The 23,046-nt window shown below is 70.8% G+C and carries 18 protein-coding genes; 8 read left to right on the top strand and 10 right to left on the bottom strand.

Annotated features, from left to right (window positions below; all coding sequences use genetic code 11):
* Positions 1 to 95: 95 nt before the first annotated feature.
* The gene (locus STRBO_RS0102815) at positions 96 to 1,031 is read left to right on the top strand and encodes a hypothetical protein (protein ID WP_202499632.1); all 936 of its coding nucleotides are present in this window, start codon (positions 96 to 98) and stop codon (positions 1,029 to 1,031) included.
* A 172-nt stretch (positions 1,032 to 1,203) separates the two neighbouring features.
* Here STRBO_RS0102815 and STRBO_RS0102810 read toward each other — a convergent pair whose 3' ends face one another.
* The 8 genes from STRBO_RS0102810 to ssd form a co-directional block, all read right to left on the bottom strand.
* Complete coding sequence (locus STRBO_RS0102810) at positions 1,204 to 1,773, bottom strand: DUF6262 family protein (protein ID WP_005475962.1); 570 nt, start codon at positions 1,771 to 1,773, stop codon at positions 1,204 to 1,206.
* Positions 1,770 to 4,307, bottom strand: a complete 2,538-nt coding sequence (locus tag STRBO_RS0102805; RefSeq protein ID WP_005475964.1) for a tyrosine-type recombinase/integrase — start codon at positions 4,305 to 4,307, stop codon at positions 1,770 to 1,772. The genes STRBO_RS0102810 and STRBO_RS0102805 overlap by 4 nt, the downstream gene beginning before the upstream one ends.
* Entirely contained in the window at positions 4,304 to 5,407 is a 1,104-nt protein-coding gene (locus STRBO_RS0102800; RefSeq protein WP_005475968.1) for a tyrosine-type recombinase/integrase, read from the bottom strand. Before STRBO_RS0102800 ends, STRBO_RS0102805 begins: the two co-directional genes overlap by 4 nt.
* 140 nt (positions 5,408 to 5,547) lie before the next feature.
* Positions 5,548 to 5,841: a hypothetical protein gene (locus STRBO_RS44380; RefSeq protein WP_245170572.1), complete on the bottom strand. Its 294-nt coding sequence runs from the start codon at positions 5,839 to 5,841 to the stop codon at positions 5,548 to 5,550.
* A 42-nt stretch (positions 5,842 to 5,883) separates the two neighbouring features.
* A complete protein-coding gene (locus STRBO_RS0102790; protein ID WP_005475974.1) occupies positions 5,884 to 6,675 on the bottom strand; it encodes a type II secretion system F family protein in 792 nt (263 codons plus the stop codon).
* A complete protein-coding gene (locus tag STRBO_RS0102785; RefSeq protein WP_202499662.1) occupies positions 6,672 to 7,529 on the bottom strand; it encodes a type II secretion system F family protein in 858 nt (285 codons plus the stop codon). Before STRBO_RS0102785 ends, STRBO_RS0102790 begins: the two co-directional genes overlap by 4 nt.
* Positions 7,529 to 8,743: a TadA family conjugal transfer-associated ATPase gene (locus STRBO_RS0102780; protein ID WP_005475978.1), complete on the bottom strand. Its 1,215-nt coding sequence runs from the start codon at positions 8,741 to 8,743 to the stop codon at positions 7,529 to 7,531. Before STRBO_RS0102780 ends, STRBO_RS0102785 begins: the two co-directional genes overlap by 1 nt.
* Positions 8,744 to 8,843: 100 nt before the next feature.
* Positions 8,844 to 9,938, bottom strand: a complete 1,095-nt coding sequence (gene ssd, locus STRBO_RS0102775) for a septum site-determining protein Ssd (protein ID WP_005475980.1) — start codon at positions 9,936 to 9,938, stop codon at positions 8,844 to 8,846.
* Positions 9,939 to 10,512: 574 nt separating this feature from the next.
* Here ssd and STRBO_RS0102770 point away from each other — a divergent pair.
* Positions 10,513 to 11,337, top strand: coding sequence for an HAD family hydrolase (locus STRBO_RS0102770; protein ID WP_005475982.1), 825 nt, complete (start codon positions 10,513 to 10,515; stop codon positions 11,335 to 11,337).
* Between the two features lie 370 nt (positions 11,338 to 11,707).
* Here the strand turns inward: STRBO_RS0102770 and STRBO_RS0102765 are convergent, their stop codons facing one another.
* Positions 11,708 to 12,541 (bottom strand): Fic family protein, encoded by an 834-nt coding sequence (locus STRBO_RS0102765; protein WP_028796431.1) that lies wholly within the window; start codon positions 12,539 to 12,541, stop codon positions 11,708 to 11,710.
* Between the two features lie 100 nt (positions 12,542 to 12,641).
* On the opposite strand from STRBO_RS0102765, the gene STRBO_RS0102760 reads away from it, so the two are divergent.
* Entirely contained in the window at positions 12,642 to 13,622 is a 981-nt protein-coding gene (locus STRBO_RS0102760; RefSeq protein WP_020113737.1) for an ATP-binding protein, read from the top strand.
* 156 nt (positions 13,623 to 13,778) lie between these two features.
* Here the strand turns inward: STRBO_RS0102760 and STRBO_RS0102755 are convergent, their stop codons facing one another.
* Complete coding sequence (locus STRBO_RS0102755; protein ID WP_005475988.1) at positions 13,779 to 15,119, bottom strand: polysaccharide deacetylase family protein; 1,341 nt, start codon at positions 15,117 to 15,119, stop codon at positions 13,779 to 13,781.
* A 264-nt stretch (positions 15,120 to 15,383) separates the two neighbouring features.
* Between STRBO_RS0102755 and STRBO_RS0102750 the strand changes: the two genes are divergently transcribed.
* The 5 genes from STRBO_RS0102750 (at position 15,384) to STRBO_RS0102730 (ending at position 22,913) form a co-directional block, all read left to right on the top strand.
* On the top strand, positions 15,384 to 17,759 hold the full coding sequence (locus tag STRBO_RS0102750) for a SulP family inorganic anion transporter (RefSeq protein WP_005475989.1): 2,376 nt from the start codon (positions 15,384 to 15,386) through the stop codon (positions 17,757 to 17,759).
* 169 nt (positions 17,760 to 17,928) lie between these two features.
* Positions 17,929 to 19,887, top strand: a complete 1,959-nt coding sequence (acs, locus tag STRBO_RS0102745; protein ID WP_005475990.1) for an acetate--CoA ligase — start codon at positions 17,929 to 17,931, stop codon at positions 19,885 to 19,887.
* A gap of 132 nt (positions 19,888 to 20,019) precedes the next feature.
* Positions 20,020 to 21,423 carry a Na+/H+ antiporter NhaA gene (gene nhaA, locus STRBO_RS0102740; RefSeq protein ID WP_005475991.1) on the top strand — a complete coding sequence of 468 codons (1,404 nt, stop codon included), beginning with the start codon at positions 20,020 to 20,022 and terminating at the stop codon, positions 21,421 to 21,423.
* Between the two features lie 51 nt (positions 21,424 to 21,474).
* On the top strand, positions 21,475 to 21,954 hold the full coding sequence (locus STRBO_RS0102735) for a phage holin family protein (RefSeq protein WP_020113736.1): 480 nt from the start codon (positions 21,475 to 21,477) through the stop codon (positions 21,952 to 21,954).
* Positions 21,951 to 22,913, top strand: coding sequence for an alpha/beta fold hydrolase (locus STRBO_RS0102730; RefSeq protein WP_005475993.1), 963 nt, complete (start codon positions 21,951 to 21,953; stop codon positions 22,911 to 22,913). The genes STRBO_RS0102735 and STRBO_RS0102730 overlap by 4 nt, the downstream gene beginning before the upstream one ends.
* Positions 22,914 to 23,046: the final 133 nt, after the last annotated feature.

Raw genomic sequence — 23,046 nt, 5'->3', positions numbered from 1 at the left:
CTGAGCCACCCCATGTAACGGTGCCTGTCAGACCACGACGCTCAGCTTCCCACCCGCCCGTCGAAACTCCCCCGCCCTGGAGTACAGCCGTGCCGATGTTCTTTCACGAGTCGAGATCCTTTGCTGCTCTTAACAGTCAGCTGTTCGACTTCATACACACATCGAGCGCGGCTCTGTGGAATTTGCGCTGGCAGGTGCAGGGCTACGTCAGCGTGTCCCCTCAGGCCACCAAACAGGACCTGTCCGACCGCTTCACCAGCGGGTCGGGGATTCCCGCCAATAACCTCCGCGGCACCTGCATCGACACAGCATGGGAAGACCAGTTGGGCCAGTTCGCACAGATCGTGGCCACGAACCTGATCGCCATGTACGAGAGCTGGGCGGAAGAGCTCATGCTCAAATTCGGAAACAAGAACCTAGTCAAGCAAGTCCAGTTCCCCAGCAAAGGAACCTACGGCCGAACCCAGGCCGGCGTCCGCGACGCACTGGCAACCGCCCGCGCTACCACGTCCTCCGACATGCAAAGGGCGTTCCACCCTGTCTACGCCGCCCAGCAGAAGTACAGCCTGAGCCACCTCGACGCTCTCCTTGCCCTGTACCGGTATCACAAGGAGGTACGCAACGCCGTAATGCACGGCGGCGGGAAGGCCAACCCCATTACGGAGGAGGCCTGGAAGCACGCGGCGACGTTGACCGCTGCAGACATCGGTAGTCGCACCTCACCACTGACGAGCAAGGTCACCGATGGGCAGAAGGTCACATCAGACCTGCGTGAAGCGATACAGCTCTCGGACGTGCTCCTGCGCCTGGTCCGCACAATTGACGCCGAACTGTGCGTCACTGGCATCGCCGAGCAGGAGTTCGTGACCGGATGGCGGGCCAACCAGAGTAGCCGCCAGCTTCGAGACCTCCCGGCCGACGCCGCACGCAGAGAAAAGAGACTGAAAGTACTCAGCCGTAAAGCCGGATACATGACCCCGGCCGACACTGCGGCTGTCCACCAGATTGGGATCCGGGCCGGCCTCCTCTGATCCCGCTTTACCGGTGGCGCTGCAGTGCCCCCACGACGCTGACACGCGGTGGGGGGACTCGGTTTAGTGGTTGACCCGTTTCGGCGTCCGGTCCGCAACGACTCGATCCTTGCCCACCGGGCGTCGGTCAGCGACACCCAGAACAACGATCCGATGATCCGAAGAGAACGGCCTAGCCGCGGTTGACGTGCCGCATCATGCGCTTGCCCGCCTCGCGAGCGGCTGCCAGGTCGTCCTCGGTCTCGGTGAGCTTGCGCTTGAGTTCGTCCCGCTCGGCGCGTATCTCGTCGCGTTCGAGGGTGAGCCGTTCCACAGCCGCCAACAGCTCCTCGATCCGGGCGGTCAACTCCCTGGTGCCAACCTGGTCGAGCTGGGCGCCTAGCGAGCGCTGGACGGCCTTCTTGAGCCGGTCGCGCTCCTCACGCAGGGCCTTGTTCTCCTCGCGAACCAGGGCCAGGTCGGTGGCCAGGCTCGCCGCGGAGGCGTCCACCCCGGCCTGGCTCTTGCGGCGCCCAGCCTTTGCCTGGCCCTTCATGGCGGCCTCGATATGCTCACGCACGCCTTTGGCGTAGACGAGCCAGTTGGAGACCCCGGCGGCGCGGGCCACCGCGGCGAAGCTGATCGTTTCCCCACGCTCGGACATCGCCTCCAGCGTCGCCAGGACCTTGGTGCGCTTGGTTTGGCTGTCCTTCTTGCGGGATGCTCGCAGCACGTCGCCGGGGGTGCGCTTGGCCTGGCTCATGCCGTGCTCCCGTCACGCGGGGCAGGAAAGGCAGGCATGCCCAGCGCGACCGTGGCACGGCTGCCCTGGGCGGCCCGCACCCTGCGCAGAACGGTCGCGGCCTGCTCGACCTCCCCCCGCTCGACCGGGCTCATGGCCTCCACCAGCCTCCTCATCGTCTCCACGGTCCCTTTGAAGGCCGCGATCTGGTCATCGAGGTTGCGGACGACGAACTCGTCCGCCTCCATCATGACGGCCATCTCCCGGTCGGCCTTCAGCGAGCGGATGTGGTCCTCGATGGCAGGCAGGTACGACGGGTCAGGCCGGTAAGAGGGGCAGGCGGCGCACTGGAAGCGGATCGGACACGCTTTGCCGCCGGCCTTGACGTTGGAGGGCTCGGTGCAGTTGCCGAACGGCACCGCCACCGATCGGGCCTGGTACGCGGCGGCCGACGCCATCGGCGCGGGCTGACCCTTGCGGTCCACCGTGTGCAGGCGCATCACGTTGACCGCCTGCCGCTTCCGCTTCTGGCTGATCTTGTAGTAGCGCTGGGTCGTCTGCATCGACTTGTGGTCCATCAGCTCGCGCAGCACGTCGATGGGCACCCCGGCGTCCGCGTGCCGCTGGGCATAGGAGTGCCGGAAGGCGTACGGGTAGATCAGCGAGCTGTCGAACGGCACCCGCTCACCGTCCATGCCGAACTCCTCGCCCAGCAGGACGGGGATGCGCTTGGTCCACTCGCGGATCAAAGTCGAGATCTGCCCGGAGCCCAGGTGCCGCACGATCCCGACCTCCCCGGCCGGCGGGAACAGGTACGGCTCGCTACCGGTGGGCAGCTCCAGTGTGTCGCGCACCGCAAGCCAGGTCTTGACCGTGGACACGGTGTCGGAGGAAATGGGCAGACGACGCCCGTTGCGGCGGCCCTTACGGTTGTCCCAGACCAGCGACCAGTCTCCACCATCGTGTTCGAGGCAGGTCGTCCGCAGCTCGGCGATCTCGTACGGGCGCCGCCCGGTGTCCCGCAGCAGCTCGTAGACGGCGCGGCCCATCGCCCTCACCTGCTCGGGAGTCATCCGGCCATGGGAGACACCCAGGCCCAGCAGGTGCATGTGCTGGTCGAGCTGGGCGATGACCGTCTCGGGCAGGGCCTTACCGGTCTCGTCCTCGTTCGCCTCCTCCTGCCTAATGACGTGGCTGGAGTGGCGGGCGAAGCTGGCGGACATACCGTCCAGGTGCCCGGCGGCCCGGTTGTAGTCCAGGACCTTGAAGAAGAACGACAGCAGGGCGCCTCGCTGCTTGTTCGACATCGGGTTCCCGTCCAGCTTGGGCAGGTGGCGGAAGGTGTCGACCACGGCGTTCATGTCGGCGAAGGCCAGCGCGGCCGGGTCCTCGCCGCCGCCAGGCCGGACCTGCAGGGCACGGGAGGCGGCCAGACAAGACCGCAGGGCCCGGCGGACCTCGCTCGTCGTCGGCTTGGTCTCGGCGATCCATGTGACCAAGATCTGCCGCAGCCACGGCTGCCGCACCTCCGAGACATCGAGCCCGCCGGGGCGGTGCGTCGGTGTACCGCGCAGTCCCCGCACGCCGAGTTCGGACAGGTCCAGCACGTCCCTGCTGGCCGGGTCGACCCCCTGGAAGCGGTCGAAGGCGCCGGTCACGATGCGGTGAGTCTCCCGCAGCAGGGCGTCCAAGTTCGCCTGGACCGGGCCCGTGACCTGCTCGGCGTCGGCGACGGCGATGCTCATCACGCGGTCGGCAAGGTGGGCGACGGCGTGACGGACCGCGACCGGGTCGATTTTCTGACCGCGTTCGTCGCGCTGCTGGAGCGCGTACAGCATCTCCAGGCGTGCAACCGGACGCAGGGACGCGAGCGAAAACTGGTGGATGTTCAAAAACGGCGCCTGCCGCTCCAGCCACTCCGACGTCACCACGGGCGCCGGGCGCCGCCGACGAGAGGAAGCCGCATGCTCCTTCCAGCGCGTCTGGTGCATCGAGCACAGCCCGAAAGTGGCCCGCGCGTCGTAACGGCAGCCAGGCACTGCACAGGCGGGCGACGGAGGGTACGGCTTCTGATCGGCGATCCAGGTATCCAGGTCCGAGCCAGGGGCACGCTGAAGGTGCTTGTGCCGCAGCGAGCCGTGCGCGTTGCACAGACCCCACAGGACCGACTCGCGCGGGCATCCGGCAACGCGGCAGGCGGCCCGCTGGCCCACGATCACCCTGTTGCGGTCCGGGACGAACACTGCCCGGAACTCCCTCAGATCCAACTCGCTGGCGCGGAAAGCCTTCTCGCAGGTGGCGCACAGGCCCCGCGTGCGGGACAGGCCGCCGCAGGCCGCCGTGGAACACCGGTAGACCACCGTACGCGGATTGTCGGGGTCCCCGCTGAATAGTCGAGCCTCACCGTCCCACTCACCCGGACGCCAACCGGTGTCGATCCGCTCGCCCAGCCACGCGGTCCAGCCCGCGAGCACGTCCGGCGGCAGGCCGTCCGCGGCGGGCTTCCGCGCGGGGCGGGGCTGGTGCAGCGGCACGAGATTCTCCGTCGCCGTCACGCGCCGGCTTCCTTCCTCTTGGCGGCCACCATCTCAACGGCGTCGCGTTTGTCCTGGTCAGTTGCGTGGGTGTAGGGGTCCATCGACTGCGGCGAGGCATGCCCGGCCATGTTCTGGGCCACATCCCTGGGCACCCCGGAGCGAACCCACCGGGTGATCGCGGAGTGCCGGAACATGTGCGGCCGGGCCGCGATCCCCGCCCGCTTGGCCAGCCGCTTGAATAGCTCGTACGTGCTGGCGTACTTCATCGGCTCGCCCAGCGGGGCGCGGAAGAGATTGACGAACACCATGTCGCAGCCGGCCGCCTCCGGTATCTCGTCGCGCTCGTAGCGGTAGTCCGCGTACAGGGCTACGGTCTCGGCCTCGACGGGAATCCAGCGTGACTGCCGCGACTTGGCGTAGGCGCCATTGCTGTTCAACCGGCGCCGCACGTGCACGTGCGGCCCTTCGATCCGGCAGCCCAGCGAGCCGGAGTCGGGCAGGAAGTGCATGTCCTCCCGACGCAGCCCCAGGGCCTCGCCGATACGCATCCCGGTCACCGCCAGCAAGGAGATGAGAAACCGGTCGCGGGCGTGCGTTGTGCACTCGATTACCTTGGTGATCTGCTCGTCCGACAGCCACTCGTATCCCGGCACCGCGACGCGGTACTTGATTCGCCGGGCCTGCACGTTGCGGTGCTGGCCGTCCTCGCCCGGATCGAACCCGGGCGGGATGTAGCGCAGGAACTTCGGCTGCACGAGCTGGCTCACCACGCTCGTCGGCACCCACCCCTGAAGGGCACACCACGACAGGAACTCGCCGACCGTCCCCATGATCGCGTTGGCGGTGCCCTTGCTGCGGAACCGCGGCATCGGGTCGAGCCTGCGGCCCCGCGGCGGCAGCGGCTCGTCGACCAGCCACCGCATCATCGCCATCAGCTGGGCCAGGCTGGGGCGGGTCCAGTCCACGCCATTGGCAGCGCAGTACGACAGGTACAGGGCGATCCGGCCAGCGTACGTCCGCTCGGTGTTGTACGCGCGGTCCGCTCCACGTAGACCGGCCAGGTAGGCACACGCCTCGATATGCAGCTCGAAGGACTCGTTGACGACGACCCAGTTCATAGAGCTATCGGCGGAGATGGCACGGTCGGCTCGGAAGTGTCGGTGCATGGCAGTAGAGATGGCCAACGTGCCTGACACCCCTTGAATATTTTTAAGGCAAGTACGAGATCACCACACTTGCCTTACATGCCTGATGGAACTCAGGCACCCAAGATAACGATGATCCCGACCGCGTACTCGGAGGTCACCATCCCCGCGTCCCGCCGCGCCGCCCGCACCCGGCACATCACGGCACCCACCAGCCTGGCGCAGCCCCTTTCCGCTACTCCCTTCACCGACTTGCCTGACTTGCTCGACTTGATCGACTTGTTCATTTCAACCCCCGTGAGGCTCTGTTCCCTTGACCACTGATGGCTGCTGATTGCCGTTGATTGCCGCTGATGGTGCTGACGGCCGCTGATCATCGCTGTCACTGCCGATGCGGCGGCCGACACCGGTCATCGCTTACGCGAAGCTGCCTCCTCACGCCCGCCCCGTCATGGCCCACCCCCTCCCAACAACCCGTCCGCGAGCCCGATGACGACCGGCAGCACGCCCACGGTGATGAAGGCCGGCAGAAAGCACAGCCCCACCGGCGCGGTGACCATCACGGCTGCCCGGCGAGCCCGCTCCGTCGCCGAACGGCCCCGGTCGGCGCGGGCCTCGGCGGCGAGACGGGCCACAGGGGCAGCCGCCGGTACTCCGGACTCGTCCGCGCGTTCCAGCAGCCTCGCCAGTGCTCCGGCGCCCGGCAGGGACGCCAACGCACGCCACGCCTCGGCCGGTTCACCCCCGAGCCGTGCCTGTGCCGCACCACTGGCCAACCGCTCGCCCACCGGTCCGCCCAGGGCCTCACCCACCGCCTGCGCGGCCCTCACAGGGCTGGCTCCGGCGGTGATGCAGGCGGCCAGCAGGTCGGCGGCGAGCGGCAGTTGGCGAGAGGCCTCGGCCGCGTCGTAGGCGTCCGCCATGTCGCCGCCCGCGCGCCGTGCCCTCCGCAGCCACAGCCACGCCCCGACTCCTGCGGCCGGACCGAGGACCAGCCCGAGGACTCCCCCGACGAGCACCCATCCGGCGCAGACGGCTCCGGCGACCGGCAGCCACCGCCGTACGGCACCCCGGCGCACGAGGCTTCGCCGGGGCGGCCCGGCGGCGAGGCTGAGCACCGCGGTCAGCCGGGCGCGCAGCCTGTGTTCACGCCGTGTGATGTCGAGCGACCGGGCCAGCCACCACAGCCCCCCGATCGCGCAGACGGCCATCCCCAGCCTGTGGACGACCTCGCCGCTCACGCCGCCTCAGCTCCCCGTACGATCCGCAGCGCCCACCACAGCCCCGCGCCCTCCAGCACCCCGCCGACGAGCAGACAGCCCAGCCCTGCCGTGCTGTGCAGCACCACGCGCAGAGGATCGGCGCCGAGCGCGGTCCCCAGCAGAAGGCCCAGGACCGGCAGCCCCGCGAGCATCACCGCCGTCGAGCGGGCGCCGGCCAACTGGGCGCGCAGGTCGGCCCGCTGGTCCCGCTCGGCGCGCAGGGCACCCTCCAGCCGATCGAGCCCGGCGGCGAGGCCCGCGCCCCGGTCGACGGCCACCCGCCAGCACGCGGCGAGTCCCAGCAGCCCGTCGGCGCCCGGGTGTCGTGCGGCGTCCGCCAGGGCCCCCGGTACGTCGCCGCCGAACCGTGCCGCCGCCAGCACCACCGCTTCGGCGTCCCCCAGCCCTCCGGAGTCCCGCGCGGCCCGCGCCAACGCCTCACCCGGCTGCCGCCCGGCCCTCACCTCACCGGCGACCGCCGAGCACAGCGCGACCACCGCATCGCCCCGCCGCTGCCGGGCCCGGCTCTCCTCCGCCGCCCGGCGCACCCGCCGCAGCACCGGCACAGCGGCGGCCCCCGCGAGGACCGGCAGTACCGAGGCCCCCAGAACCGCGATCGCCAGTCCGGCCACCGGGGCCCACCACTCGGCCCCCAGCCGCCGCACCCGGCCGATCGCCGCCCGTGTCCAGGGCGGCGGCCCCACCGGCCCGCCTCCCGCCAGCAGCAACCGCGCCCGCCGGACCCCGGCGCCACCCTGTTCACCCGACATCCAGCCCGCCGCCCCGGCACAGGCGACGGCCACCAGCCCGACCGACATCTCCCCGACCTCCATCACCACTGCCCGCTCCTCTCCGGTCCGTCCTGCCCGTCCGGGTCCGCGCCGCCCCGCAGCCCGTCCCGCAGCAGCCCCCGCAGCCGCTCCCAGCCCCGCTCGTACACGAACGCCTCCTCGCCCCAGCGGAGCGCCGGCACGGTCACCACCAGCCCCGACGCGTCCCTCTCCAGCACATGCACCTCCGCGATCCGCCGTCGCCCGTCCCGGTCCCGTACGAGGTGCAGGACCACCGACAGCGCGGCCGCCACCTGGCTGTGCAGCGCCGCCCGGTCGAGCCCGGCGGCCGTACCTAGGGCCTCCAGCCGGGCAGGTACCTGGCCCGCGGCATTGGCGTGGACCGTCCCGCAGCCGCCCTCATGGCCGGTGTTGAGCGCGGCCAGCAGGGCCACCACCTCGGCTCCGCGCACCTCGCCGACCACCAGCCGGTCCGGGCGCATCCGCAGCGCCTGACGCACGAGGTCCTGCAGTTCGACCAGGCCCACGCCCTCCTGGTTGGCCGGTCTGCCCTCCAGCCGCACCACATGCGGATGATCGGGCCGCAGCTCCGCCGAGTCCTCGGCCAGCACGATCCGCTCACCGGGGTCGACCAGCCCGAGCAACGCGCTCAGGAGCGTGGTCTTGCCGGTCCCGGTCCCGCCGCTGATGACGTACGACAACCGGGAGCGGATCAGCGCCCTCAGGAGGCGGTCGCCGCCGGGTGGCACCGTGCCCGCCGTCGCCAGCTCGGCGAGGGTGAAGGCACGGGGCCGTACGACGCGCAGCGACAGGCAGGTGGAGCCGACGGCCACCGGTGGGAGCACCGCGTGGAGCCGGGTGCCGTCCGGGAGCCGGGCGTCCACCCACGGTCGGGCGTCGTCCAGCCGGCGTCCGGCGACGGCCGCCAGGCGCTGTGCGAGACGTCGCACGGCGGCCGCGTCCGGGAAGGAGATCCCGGTCAGTTCGAGCCCGCCGCCCCGGTCCACCCACACCCGATCCGGCGCGGACACCAGCACATCGGTGACCGAGGCGTCGGCGAGCAGCGGTTCCAGCGGGCCGCTCCCCACCAACTCCGACCGCAGCCGCTCGGCCGCTCCGAGCACCTCGGCGTCCCCGAGCACCCGCCCCCGCGCCCGCAGCGCCTGCGCGACCCGCGCCGGCGTCGGCTCGGCACCGCTCTCGACGAGCCACTGACGCACTCCGTCCAGCAGGCCGTCGTCGGGCATCCCGCTCATACGCCCACACCTCCGATCGACAGCCACGGCCGCGTCCCGGCCATCAGCGGGTATGCGCCGCCCGGCGGTGGCAGCCGCGGCGCGTGTTCGGGCATCCGTGTCACGCCGTCTCACCCCTGACCGCGACCCGCTCCCAGAAGCCCTCGCAGAACCGCGCGAGCGGTCCGCGCGGGATGCCTCCCGGCGGTTTGGTGCCGTCCGGCAGCCCGGCCTCGGTGGGTACCTCGCCGGCGAGCGGAAGCCCCAGCAGGCGGGCCACCTCGTGGTCGCCGAGGCCGGGGGCGTACGGCCCGCGGACCGCGACGCGGAGGTCCCGCAGCACCATGCCGAAGGCGGAGGCCACGCGCGAGGCGGCGGCGACGGCGCGCAGTTCGGCGGGGACGACCAGAAGGGCCAGGTCGAGCTGGGCGAGGGCCTCGGCGACGCCCTCGTCGACGCGGCGCGGCAGGTCGACGACGACCGCTCCGCCGCGCCGCCTGGCCGCGGCGAGGACCGCCCGTACGGCCTGGGGCGGGACGGCGACGGCGTCGCCGCGGTCCCAGCTCAACACGCGCAGGGAGTGCAGTTCGGGCAGCGACTCCTCCAGGGCTCCGCCACCGACCCGGCCGCGCGAGGCGGCGAAGGCGGGCCAGCGCAGTCCGTCGGCGCTCTCACCGCCGAGCAGCACGTCCAGGCCGCCGCCCAATGGATCGGCGTCCACGAGGAGCGTGCGGGTGCCCTGCCGCGCCGAGGTGACGGCGAGAGCGCAGGCCAGCGTGGACGCGCCGGCACCGCCCCGGCCGCCGATCACGCCGACGGTGAGCGCGGGCCTGCCGACGCCCTCCGCCACGTCGGCGATGCGGTCGACGAGCCACTGCTCGCCGTCGGGCAGCATCAGGACGTGGTCGGCGCCGATCTCCACGGCGCGTTGCCAGACCCCTGAGTCGTCCTGGTCCTTGCCGACGAGAACCACTCCTCGTCTGCGCGCGGCCCCGCGCAGCCGCCGTGCCGCGTCGTCCCCGACGAGCACGAGCGGTGCCGTCTCCCATCGGCCGCGGCCCTCGGGCACCGTGTGGTGGACCTCCGGCCGGGCGCCCGCCGCCGCGCACAGGCGCAACAGGTCGTCCAGCAGTTCCACGTCCTCGGTGACGATCAACGGCCTGCCCTGCCGCCCCTCGGCGGCGGACGGCCTGTCGTCGGTGATGGCTCCCGCCACGATTCCCAGCCCCCTTCGCTGCGTCGACCCGTGCGCTCCGCTTCCGGGCGCACATGGCCAAGTCCTGTGCAGGGACCGGCGATCGGTCGCCATTCGGGCGGCCGACGGATACCGGACCCACGCATCCCGGAAACGGAACGGACCATGAAGGGGCCGCCGTCGGGACGCGCTGCAATCACGGTGCGGCGATCCCGGAAATCATGTGGATCTTGGTCGATTTCTGTGGACAACCGGATGTCTGTGAATATCGCCGTCACCCGAACAGGCGGCTCCGGAACGACTTCCACAGCGCAGCCCACCGACTACGGACGGTGACATATCCTGTGCCGGTACACAGGAAAGCCCACGAGGGCAGATGCGGGCCTCGCGGGCTGGGCGGGGAGGAGAAAAGCATGCGGACATGCGACGACCCCCACCGGGGGGGAGAGTGGGGGTCGTCTTCACGGCCGACTCGGGGGGGGAGGAGCCGGGCCGCGTTAGCACGGTCGCGAACGATCCGTGACTTCCATGGTGTACCCGAGAGCCTTCTCAGGCAAACCCACACGCCCCACACTAGCCCGAATGGCGGGCGCATATGCTCGGCCCCGTGGAAAACCACTCCTTGCCCCGCACAGCGGCCTTCTTTGACCTGGACAAGACGGTCATTGCGAAGTCGAGCACGCTCACCTTCAGCAAGTCGTTCTACCAAGGCGGCCTGATCAACCGCAGGGCCGCCCTGCGGACGGCGTACACCCAGTTCGTGTTCCTCGCGGGCGGCGCCGACCACGACCAGATGGAGCGGATGCGGAAGTACCTGTCCGCACTGTGCCGCGGCTGGAACGTCCAGCAGGTGAAGGACATCGTCGCCGAGACCCTGCACGACCTGATCGACCCGATCATCTACGACGAGGCCGCCTCCCTCATCGAGGAGCACCACACCGCCGGGCGGGACGTCGTCATCGTCTCCACCTCCGGCGCCGAGGTGGTCGAGCCGATCGGCGAACTTCTCGGCGCGGACCGGGTGGTGGCCACCCGGATGGTCGTCGGCGACGACGGCTGCTTCACCGGTGAGGTGGAGTACTACGCCTACGGTCCGACCAAGGCCCAGGCCGTCCGGGACCTGGCCGAGTCCGAGGAGTACGACCTCGCGCACTGCTACGCGTACAGCGACTCGGCGACCGACCTGCCGATGCTGGAGGCCGTGGGGCACCCGCACGCGGTGAATCCGGACCGGACGCTGCGCAGGGAGGCCCTCGCGCGCGGGTGGCCCATTCTCGACTTCCACCGCCCGGTACGCCTCAAGCAGCGCCTGGCCGTACCGCCCCGACCCGCCCTGCTCGCGGCGGCCGCCATAGGCGCCGCGGCGGCCACAGCGGGGCTCGTCTGGTACGCCAGCCGGCGCCGGGTGGCGACCGCCTGACCTGCGGACGGCAGCGCCCCGGCCGATTCACCCTGTTTGAACCTAAAAGTAAAGAAGCACATCAAGGGCTTCCGCTTGCCCGGATCCTGGAGTAGAAAGGATTCAAGGCCCGCGAGACCAAAGGGCATCCGAGAGGATCACCTTTAAAACTCATTTTGGCCCCACGGACCTAGCATGAACACCGGGCACCCACGCGACGTCGACCCGTCGATTACGGGCCAGCCGCACCAGGTCACGGGCCAAGTTCCCGGCCTGATGGGCATATATCGAGGACGCTTGGTAACCGGGTGAACATGCCAGCGGCGGTACGAGAATTCGTACCGCCGCAACCCTTTTCCGGGGGTTCTCCGGACTCCGACTTCGCGGCCTTCTACGCCGCTCCGCGCTGCAGCGCCTCGCACACCGCCGTCGACTCGCGCGCGCCCAGTTCGATGGCCCTGCCGCAGTGGGCGATCCAGGCGGCCATGCCCTGCGGAGTACCGGAGACGTAGCCGTCGAGGGCGGCCAGGTAGGCGGCACGGCCGAGTTCCGCGTGGCCGACCTCCGCCGGGCAGACCGATTTGGGGTCCAGGCCGCTGCCGATCAGGACGATCCGCTCGGCCGCGCGCGCGACGAGGCCGTTGTGGGAGCCGAAGGGCCGCAGGGCGAGCAGTTCGCCGTGGACGACGGCGGCCGTCACCAGAGCGGGGGCCGAACCGCCCTGGATGATGAGCCCGGAGAGGCCGTCGAGGCGCCCGGCGACCTCGGCCGCACCCGGCAGGGCCAGTTCGACGAGGGGCTCGTCGACCGGCTCCCCGTCCTGCCGCGGCCGCCCCACGCGCGCGTCGTCGTGGCCGGCCGCCACCAGATGCAGCCGCGCCAGCACCCGCAGGGGCGACTGCCGCCAGATGGACAGCAGCTGGCCCGCCTCGGCGGTCAGCCGCAACGCGGCCCCCATGGCGCGGGCCTCGTCGTCACCGTCCTGGCCGCTGAAGTCCGAGCGACGGCGCACCTCTTCGAGGGCCCAGTCGGCGCCGGACAGTGCCGCCGAGCCGCGTGCGCCGCGCAGGGCCGCCTCGGAGGTGACGGCGTTGCTCCGGCGCCGCATGACGCGGTGGCCGTAGACGCGGTCGACGGCCTTGCGCACGGACTCCACGGACTCGGCCACGCCGGGAAGCTCTCCCAGGGCCGCGAGCGGATCGGCGGCCGCACCTGTCGTACTCATGAGTACGACCCTACGCGCACCGGCCGCCCACCCCTCGAAGGAGTGGTCTTCCGTCGCCGCGCGGACACCCTTGACACTCACTCCACTACCGTTAGTGAACATGAAAATTGCTTTCGTCGGGAAGGGCGGGAGTGGCAAGACCACGCTGTCCTCCCTGTTCATCCGCCACCTCGCCGCCTCCGGAGCGCCGGTCGTCGCCGTCGACGCCGACATCAACCAACACCTGGGCGCCGCTCTCGGTCTCGACGAGTCGGAGGCCGCCGAACTGCCCGCGATGGGCGACCGGCTGGCGCTGATCAAGAACCATCTGCGCGGCTCCAATCCGCGGATCGCCTCCGCCGAGACGATGATCAAGACCAGTCCGCCCGGCGACGGCTCCCGTCTGGTGCGGATCTGCGAGCCCAACGCCATCTACGACGCCTGCGCCCGCCCGGTGGAACTCGACGGCGGGGCCGTCCGTTTGATGGTCACCGGCCCCTTCACCGACGCCGACCTGGGGGTCGCCTGCTACCACTCCAAGACGGGTGCGGTGGAGCTGTTCCTGAACCACCTGGTGGACGGCCGCGACGAGTACGTGGTGGTCGACATGACGGCCGGTTCGGACTCCTTCGCGTCCGGCATGTTCACCCGCTTCGACATGACGTTCCTCGTCGCCGAGCCGACACGGCGAGGAGTCTCCGTCTACCGCCAGTACAAGGAGTACGCCAGTGACTACGGCGTCGCCCTGAAGGTCGTCGGCAACAAGGTCCGCGCCGACGACGACCTCGACTTCCTCCGCGCCGAGGTCGGGGACGATCTGCTGGTGACCTTCGGGCACTCGGACTGGGTGCGCGCCCTGGAGAAGGGGCGCCCGCCCCGTTTCGACCGCCTGGAGGAAGCCAACCGTCAGTCCCTGCGCACCCTGCACGAAGCCGCCGACTCCACGTACGAGCTGCGCGACTGGGAGCGCTACACCCGGCAGATGGCGCACTTCCACCTGAAGAACGCGACCAGTTGGGGCAACGAGAGGACCGGGGCCGACCTGGCCTCACAGATCGACCCCGAGTTCGTACTCACCGAGGGAGTCGCGGCCAGGGTCTGAGCCGCACGGCGGCACCGACCCGGTCGCCGGCCTCGATCCCGGCTCCGGCTGCGGCTCCAGCTCCGGCTCCGGCTCCGGCTCCGGCTCCGGCTGCGACTCCTGCCATGGCTCCGACCCCGGCTGGGGCTCTGGCCACAGCTCCGGCTGCGGCTCCGCTCACCGCTTCGGATCGGCTCCCGCCCCGCGCCCCTCCGGCCTGGCCGCCGGAGCCCCGGGGACACCCTTCGGGGCCGGTGCCGATCCGGCGGACAGGAAGCTCTCCCAGCCCTTCTTCGGCGCCTGGCCGACCCCCAGGGTGCTCAGCCTGTCCAGGACCTCCGGGTCCTGGGCGTCGAGCCAGTCGGCGAGCTGCCGGAAGGAGACGCAGCGCACGTCGGCCTTGCCGCAGACCGCCTCGATGGTCTCCTCGACGGCACGCATGTAGACGCCGCCGTTCCAGGACTCGAAGTGGTTGCCGATGATCAGGGGCGCACGGTTGCCCTCGTAGGCGCGCTCGAAGCCCGCGAGCAGACCGTCGCGGAACTGGTCGCCCCACTGCCCCTGCCGGCCCGCCGCCCCGGCTCGGGCCCCGGACTGGTTCACGTAGAAGTTGTAGTCCATGGTCAGCGTCTCGAAGTCGCGGCCCGGGACGGGGACGAGCTGCATCGACAGGTCCCACAGCCCGTCCTTCTTCTCGGGCCACACCTGGTCCTTGACGCCACTGGTGTCGTATCGGAAGCCGAGTTCACGGGCGGCCCGCATGAAGTTCGTCCGGCCCTCCAGACAGGGCGTGCGGGCGCCGATCAGCTCCTTGTCGTAGTCGAAGGGCAACGGCTCGGCCTGCTCCGTGCCGGTGTTGGTCTTCCACGCCTTCACGAACGACTTGGCCTGGGCGATCTCGCTCTTCCACTCCTCGACCGACCACTCGCCGACCCCGCCGCCGGCACCGCAGAAGTGGCCGTTGAAGTGCGTGCCGATCTCATTGCCCTCCAGCCACGCGCCGCGCAGCTGGTCCACGGTGTCCTTGATTCCGCGGACGTCGTTGAAGCCGATGTCCGACCGGCCCGGCGAGTGCTGGGGTGGGCGGTACAGATCCCGCTTCTCCTCCGGCAGCATGTACACGCCGCTCAGGAAGTACGTCATGGTCGCGTTGTTGGCGCGCGCCACCTTGCGGAAGTGCGAGAAGAGCCGCTGGCCGTCCTCCCCCGCGCCGTCCCAGGAGAAGACCACGAACTGCGGGGGCTTCTGACCGGGCTTCAGCCGTTCGGCCCTGGGAAGGTGCGGCTGCACACCGGTGTACGCGGTGGAGCCGTCACCGATCAGACGGACCGCCGTCTTCGGCGGCGCCGGAACCCCCTCCTTCGTGGCGGGAACACCCTGCCGCCCCTCCTTCTCGGTTCTTCCGGGACCGGTCGAGCCGGTGGTGCCTGCCGGCTCACCGAATCCGCATCCGGCGAGCGCCGCGGCACAGGTGGCGGCGAGCGTGACACCGGCGGCGATCCTCTGGGTGACGGCCATTTTCCGCCCACCTTCTTCCTTCGCTCGGGAGCAGAGCGGCCAAGGTCGCACAGAGTTCCGATCATGATTAATACGACAAGCCGATGAAATGCCGCATTCATCCTCATGAGTGATCCAATGACCCATTTGCGGCTAATGTTCTTGTACATCCTTTACTCTGCATTACGATTCGTTTACTGAGCGTTGAGAATTCCCGCCACTGATACGCCGTGCCCCACGGCCGCGACCCACGCGGCCGCGCAGACCCGGAGGAGACGGGAGACCATGTCCGCCTGCGTCCCCACCCACGCCACCGACCCGGACTCGAACCGGACGGAGCGTGATCACCAACCGCACAGCCCCCCACAGGGACCGCGTCGCCGGTTCCGTGTCTCGGCCGCCGATCTGTCGGCCTCCATCGCGGTCTTCCTGATCGCGCTACCCCTGTCCCTGGGCATCGCCCTGGCCACCGACGCCCCGCTCCAGGCCGGCCTGGTGGCCGCCGCCGTCGGCGGTCTCGTCGCCGGACGCCTGGGCGGCTCGCCTCTTCAGGTCAGCGGCCCCGCGGCCGGCCTCACCGTCGTCACCGCCGACCTCATCCACCAGTACGGCTGGCGCACCACCTGCGCCATCACCGTCCTCGCCGGCCTGGCCCAACTGGGCCTGGCCCAGCTGCGCGTGGCCCGCTCGGCGCTCGCCGTCAGCCCCGCGATCGTGCACGGCATGCTCGCCGGCATCGGGGTCACCATCGCCGTCGCCCAGCTCCACATCGTGCTCGGCGGCACCCCGCAGAGCTCGGTCAGCGCCAACATCGGCGCGCTGCCCGCCCAGCTGGCACACCTGCATCCCGCCGCGGTCTCGGTGAGCGCCCTCACTCTCGTCCTGCTGCTGGCCTGGCCCCATCTGCCCGGCCGCGTCGGCCGGCGGCTGCGCATCGTCCCGGCCGCCCTCGTCGCCGTCGCGGGCGCCACGGCGGCGGCCTCGCTCGCCGCCCTGAGCCTGCCCATGGTCGACCTGCCGTCGTGGCGGAGCCACGCCCTGGCCGGAGTGCCCGACGGGCCGGTGCTCGGCATCGTCGCCGCCGTCCTGACCACCACCCTGGTGTGCAGCGTGCAGTCGCTGCTCGGCGCCGTCGCCATGGACAAGCTGGCGGCGGGACGGACGGACGTGGGGCGCTCGGACCTCGACCGCGAGCTGCGCGGCCAGGGCGCGGCCAATGTCGTCTCCGGCATCCTCGGCGGCCTGCCCATCGCCGGCGTCGCCGTCCGCAGCACGGCCAACGTCCGGGCCGGCGCGACCAGCCGGAACTCCACGATGCTGCACGGCGTCTGGGTGGTGGCGGCCGCGCTGTTCCTGGTCCCCTGCCTGGAGATGATCCCCCTCGCCTCGCTCGCCGCCCTGGTGATGGCCGTCGGGGTCCAGATGGTCTCCCTGCACCACATCCGCACGGTCACCCGTCATCGCGAGGTGCTGGTCTACGCCGTCACCACCTTCGGCGTCGTCGTCCTCGGTGTCCTGGAGGGCGTCGCGCTGGGCATCGCCGTGGCCGTCGGTGTCGCCCTGCACCGCCTCACCCGCACGCGCATCACTCACGCGGAAAGAGAGGGGGCCCATCACGTCCGTGTGCGCGGGCAGTTGACGTTCCTCGCCGTGCCCCGCCTCAGCCGGGCCCTGCACCAGGTCCCGCGGGGGGCCGCCGCCGTCGTGGAGCTGGACGGGTCGTTCATGGACCACGCGGCGTACGAGTCGCTGCAGGACTGGCAGCACGCGCACCAGGCGCACGGGGGCTCCGTCGAGATCACCGGCCGCGCCGGCATCCGTATCGCCGAACCCGCCGGCACCTCGGCGGCCGGCTGCCGCTGCAGGCCCTGGACACCGTGGCGCAACCACCAGTGCGAGGCCCCGGCCACCCCCACCGCGGGGACCCCCCAGGAGGTGGCGGCCGAGGGGCCGCGCGGTCATCAACTCGCGCGGGGCATCAGCGCGTTCCAGCGGAACACCGCGCCCCTGGTCCGCGGTGAGCTGGCCCGGCTGGCGCGCGAGGGACAGCAGCCCTCGCAGCTGTTCCTGACCTGCGCCGACTCCCGGCTCGTCACCTCGATGATCACCTCCAGCGGTCCCGGCGACCTCTTCGTCGTGCGCAACGTCGGCAACCTCGTGCCGCTGCCCGGCGAGGAGAGCGGCGACGACTCGGTGGCGGCGGCGATCGAGTACGCGATCGACGTGCTGCACGTCCGGTCCATCACGGTCTGCGGGCACTCCGGCTGCGGTGCGATGCAGGCCCTGCTCAAGACCGACCCGCACGGCGCCCAGACCCCCCTCAAGCGCTGGCTGCGGCACGGCCGGCCCAGCCTGGACCGCGCGACCGACAAGAACCGTCCCTGGGCCCGTCTGGCCGGCCGCGAACCGGCCGACGCCGTCGAACAGCTCTGCCTGACCAACGTCATCCAGCAGCTGGAACATCTCAGAGCCCACGACTCCGTCGCCCGCGCGCTGCGCGAGGGCGCGCTCGAACTGCACGGGATGTACTTCCACGTGGGCGAGGCGCAGGCGTATCTGCTCACCGAGGAGGCTCCGGACGGCGGAGTCTTCGACCAGGTCGCCGGAACGGTCGGGACGGCCGACCCGGCCGAGACGGTTCTGCACGACACGCGCGCGTGAACCGATCTCCGTCGGGGTCCGTGGGAACGGGTGGCGTCCTGACCGCAGGGCCGCCCGCCCACAGGTCTAAACCAATCAGAGGAAGGCCCTTGTCATCGGGGGTCCGGGTCTGATGAGCTGTGGCCTGGGACACAACGGTCGCCCGGCAAAGCACCGTAAGGGAGATGTCGTGAGCAACGAAAGCCTGGCCAACCTCTTGAAGGAGGAGCGACGCTTCGCGCCGCCCGCTGACCTGGCGGAGAACGCCAACGTCACGGCCGAGGCGTACGAGCAGGCCAGGGAGGACCGGCTCGGCTTCTGGGCGGCGCAGGCCCGGCGGCTGGCCTGGGCCAAGGAGCCGACCGAGACGCTGGACTGGTCGAACCCGCCGTTCGCCAAGTGGTTCGCGGACGGCGAGCTCAACGTCGCGTACAACTGCGTCGACCGGCATGTCGAGGCAGGCAACGGCGACCGGGTCGCCATCCACTTCGAGGGCGAGCCCGGCGACAGCCAAGCCCTCACCTACGCCCAGCTCAAGGACGAGGTGAGCAAGGCGGCGAACGCCCTGCTGGAGCTGGGGGTCCAGGCCGGAGACCGGGTCGCGGTGTACATGCCGATGATCCCGGAGACGGCCGTGGCGATGCTCGCCTGCGCACGGATCGGCGCCGCGCACTCCGTCGTGTTCGGCGGCTTCTCCGCGGACGCGCTCGCGACCCGTATCCAGGACGCGGACGCGCGTGTGGTCATCACCTCCGACGGCGGCTACCGGCGCGGCAAGCCCTCCGCGCTCAAGCCCGCCGTGGACGACGCGGCCGACCGAGCCGGCAATGTCGAGCACGTCCTCGTCGTCCGCCGCACCGGTCAGGACGTCGCCTGGAACGACTCGCGTGACGTGTGGTGGCACGAGATCGTCGACCGGCAGAGCACCGAGCACACCCCGCAGCCGTTCGGGGCCGAGCACCCGCTGTTCATCCTGTACACGTCCGGCACGACGGGTAAGCCCAAGGGCATCCTGCACACCTCCGGCGGCTATCTCACCCAGACGTCGTACACCCACCACGCCGTCTTCGACCTCAAGCCGGAGACGGACGTGTACTGGTGCACGGCCGACGTCGGCTGGGTCACCGGCCACTCGTACATCGTGTACGGGCCGCTGGCCAACGGCGCGACGCAGGTCATGTACGAGGGCACGCCGGACACCCCGCACCAGGGGCGGTTCTGGGAGATCGTGCAGAAGTACGGGGTGACGATCCTCTACACGGCGCCCACGGCCATCCGCACGTTCATGAAGTGGGGCGACGACATCCCCGCGAAGTTCGACCTCAGCAGCCTGCGGGTGCTGGGCTCGGTCGGTGAGCCCATCAACCCCGAGGCGTGGATCTGGTACCGCAAGCACATCGGGGCCGACGCGACGCCGATCGTGGACACCTGGTGGCAGACCGAGACCGGCGCGATGATGATCTCGCCGCTGCCGGGCGTGACGGCCACCAAGCCGGGCTCGGCGCAGACGCCGCTGCCGGGCATCTCCGCCACGGTGGTGGACGACGAGGCCCGCGAAGTACCGGACGGTGGCGGCGGTTACCTGGTCCTGACCGAGCCGTGGCCGTCGATGCTGCGCACCATCTGGGGTGACGACCAGCGGTTCCTCGACACGTACTGGTCGCGGTTCGAGGGCAAGTACTTCGCCGGTGACGGGGCGAAGAAGGACGACGACGGGGACATCTGGCTCCTCGGGCGCGTCGACGACGTGATGCTCGTGTCGGGCCACAACATCTCGACGACCGAGGTGGAGTCCGCGCTCGTCTCCCATCCGTCCGTGGCCGAGGCGGCCGTGGTCGGCGCGGCCGACGAGACCACCGGTCAGGCGATCGTGGCGTTCGTGATCCTGCGCGGCACGGCGAACGCCGAGGACGAGGGCCTCGTCGCCGACCTGCGCAACCACGTCGGCGCCACCCTCGGGCCGATCGCCAAGCCGAAGCGGGTCCTGCCGGTGCAGGAGCTGCCGAAGACCCGCTCCGGGAAGATCATGCGGCGTCTGCTGCGGGACGTGGCGGAGAACCGGCAGCTCGGTGACGTCACCACGCTGACCGACTCCACGGTGATGGACCTGATCCAGGCCAAGCTGCCGGCGGCGCCGAGCGAGGACTGACCCACCCCGTCCGACCGCGAAGGGCACCCCGCGACGCGCGCGAGGTGCCCTTTAGCTAAGCTAAAGAACAGGTGCGCCGGGAAGTCTGGTCGGCAAGTGTTCCGTCCTGCCCAACGACCGGAGGTCCCCGTCGTGGCCGCGTCCCGCACCACACCCACCCGCAAGGTCCTCGGCCGACTCTCCCTGCCCGAGCGGACCTTCGTGGCGGACGCGCTGCGCACCGAGACCGTGGGCGGCTGCCTGCTGCTGCTGGCCTCCGTCACCGCACTGATCTGGGTCAACGTCCCCGCGCTGCACGACAGCTACGCGCGCGTGAGCGACTTCCACTTCGGCCCCGCGGCGCTCGGCCTCGACCTGTCCGTGGCGCACTGGGCGGCGGACGGCCTCCTCGCCGTGTTCTTCTTCGTCGCCGGCATCGAACTCAAGCGCGAACTCGTGGCCGGTGACCTCAAGGACCCCAGGACGGCCGTGCTGCCCGTGGTCGCCGCGCTGTGCGGCATGGCCGTACCCGCGCTCGTCTACACGCTCACCAGCCTCACCGGCGGCGGCTCCCTGTCCGGATGGGCGGTGCCCACGGCGACCGACATCGCCTTCGCGCTGGCCGTGCTCGCCGTCATCGGCACCTCCCTGCCGAACGCGCTGCGCGCCTTCCTGCTCACCCTCGCCGTGGTCGACGACCTGTGCGCGATCCTGATCATCGCGGTGTTCTTCACCGACGACCTCGACTTCGCCGCCCTCGGCGGCGCGTTCGCCGCTCTCGCCGTCTTCTGGCTGCTGCTCAGGAAGGGCGTGCGCGGGTGGTACGTGTACGTTCCGCTCGCGCTCGTCAGCTGGGCGCTGATGTACAACAGCGGCGTGCACGCCACCGTCGCCGGGGTCGCGATGGGGCTGATGCTGCGGTGCACCCGGCGTGAGGGCGAGGAGCGCTCCCCCGGCGAACACATCGAGCACCTCGTGCGCCCCCTGTCCGCCGGTGTGGCGGTCCCGCTGTTCGCCCTGTTCAGCGCAGGTGTCGCGGTCTCCGGAGGTGCCCTGGGCAAGGTGTTCACGCAGCCGGAGACGCTCGGGGTGGTGCTCGGGCTGGTCGTCGGCAAGGCGGTCGGGATCTTCGGCGGGACCTGGCTGACCGCCCGGTTCACCAGGGCATCCCTCTCCGAGAACCTGGTCTGGCCGGACGTCTTCGCGGTCGCCTCCCTGGCCGGAATCGGCTTCACCGTGTCGCTGCTCATCGGCGAACTGGCCTTCGAGGGCGACCGGGTGCTCACCGACAGCGTCAAGGCGGCGGTCCTCACCGGCTCGCTCGTCGCGGCGGCCCTGGCGACCGTGCTGCTGAAGATGAGGAACGCGAAGTACCAGGCGCTGTGGGCCGCGGAGGAGCGCGACGACGACCAGGACGGCATCCCCGACATCTACGAACAGGACGACCCGGAGTACCACCTGCGCATGGCCGCGCTCTACGAACGCAAGGCCGCCGAGCATCGCAGGCTTGCCGAAGTGGCGGGCGGGGCAGGCGACGGCGACGACGGTCCGGCATGATCTGACCAGACCGTAGACAGGACCGTACAAACGCATATGAGGGAGACCCCGATGAGCGCACCCGACGGCAGCCCGGTCGGAGCCGAACGCAGTGTCGGCCAGCTGTTCGCCTCGGCGACGGCCGAGATGTCCGCGCTGGTGCACGACGAGATCGCGCTGGCCAAGGCCCAGCTCAGGCAGGACGTCAAGCGAGGGGTGATCGGCGGCGGGGCGTTCACCGCCGCCGGCACGGTGCTGATCTTCTCTCTGCCGATGCTGAGTTTCGCCCTGGCGTACGGCATCCGCACCTGGAGCGAGTGGAACCTCGCGATCTGCTTCCTGCTCTCGTTCGCGGCGAACGTACTGGTCGCCCTGGTGCTAACACTGATCGGCGTCGTCTTCTCGAAGAAGGCCAAGAAGGGCCAGGGCCCGCAGAAGGTCGCCGCGTCGATGAAGGAGACGGCGGGCGTGCTGCAGAACGCCAAGCCGCACCCCCGTCGGCCCGCCCCGGCCGACGACGCCGTCGAGGCTGTGGCACGCTCGACGTCATGACCGACCCCGCGACCGCCCCGGCCGCCCTCTCGAATCAGCCCGCGTCCCCCGTACGACTCGACGTGCCCGGCGCCAAGGAACTGATCCACCGGGACGTGGCCGCCAACGGCGCGCGTTTCCATATCGCGGAGGTGGGCGACGGGCCGCTGGTGCTGCTGCTGCACGGCTTCCCGCAGTTCTGGTGGACCTGGCGGCACCAGCTGGTCGCCCTCGCCGACGCGGGCTTCCGGGCCGTGGCGATGGACCTGCGCGGGGTCGGCGGCAGCGACCGCACGCCCCGGGGTTACGACCCCGCGAACCTCGCCCTGGACATCACCGGAGTCGTACGGTCGCTCGGCGAGCCCGACGCCGCCCTGGTCGGCCACGACCTGGGCGGCTATCTGGCGTGGACGGCTGCCGTGATGCGCCCCAAGCTCGTCCGGCGGCTCGCGGTGTCCTCGATGCCGCACCCGCGGCGGTGGCGGTCGGCGATGCTCTCGGACGTCAAGCAGACGTCCGCGGGTTCCTACATCTGGGGGTTCCAGCGGCCCTGGATCCCGGAGCGTCAACTCACCGCCGACGACGGCGCCCTGGTCGGCCGGCTGATCCGGGACTGGTCGGGGCCGCGCCTGCCCGACGACGAGGCCGTGGAGGCGTACCGGCGGGCGATGTGCATCCCGTCGACGGCGCATTGCTCGATCGAGCCCTACCGGTGGATGGTGCGGTCCCTGGCCCGCCCGGACGGCATCCAGTTCAACCGCAGGATGAAGCGCCCGGTCCGGGTGCCCACCCTCCACCTGCACGGTTCACTCGACCCGGTGATGCGTACCCGCAGCGCGGCCGGGTCCGGGGAGTACGTCGAAGCGCCGTACCGTTGGCGGCTGTTCGACGGTCTGGGGCACTTCCCGCACGAGGAGGACCCGGTGGCGTTCTCGGCCGAACTCATCAACTGGCTGAAGGACCCCGAGCCCGACCGTTGAGCCCCTCCGGGCCCGACCGTTGAGCCCCTCCGGGCCCGTCCGTTGAGCCCCTCCGGGTCCGTGCGTTGAGCTCCTCGGGGCCCGTCCACCGTCCGGCCGTGAAACAAATGTTCTACGAACAGTTACTTGCCCG

It is taken from the genome of Streptomyces bottropensis ATCC 25435 (assembly GCF_000383595.1).
Lineage (GTDB): Bacteria > Actinomycetota > Actinomycetes > Streptomycetales > Streptomycetaceae > Streptomyces > Streptomyces bottropensis.
The sequence above is the reverse complement of the archived record's forward strand: the minus strand, read 5'-3'. Positions and strand labels throughout refer to the sequence as shown.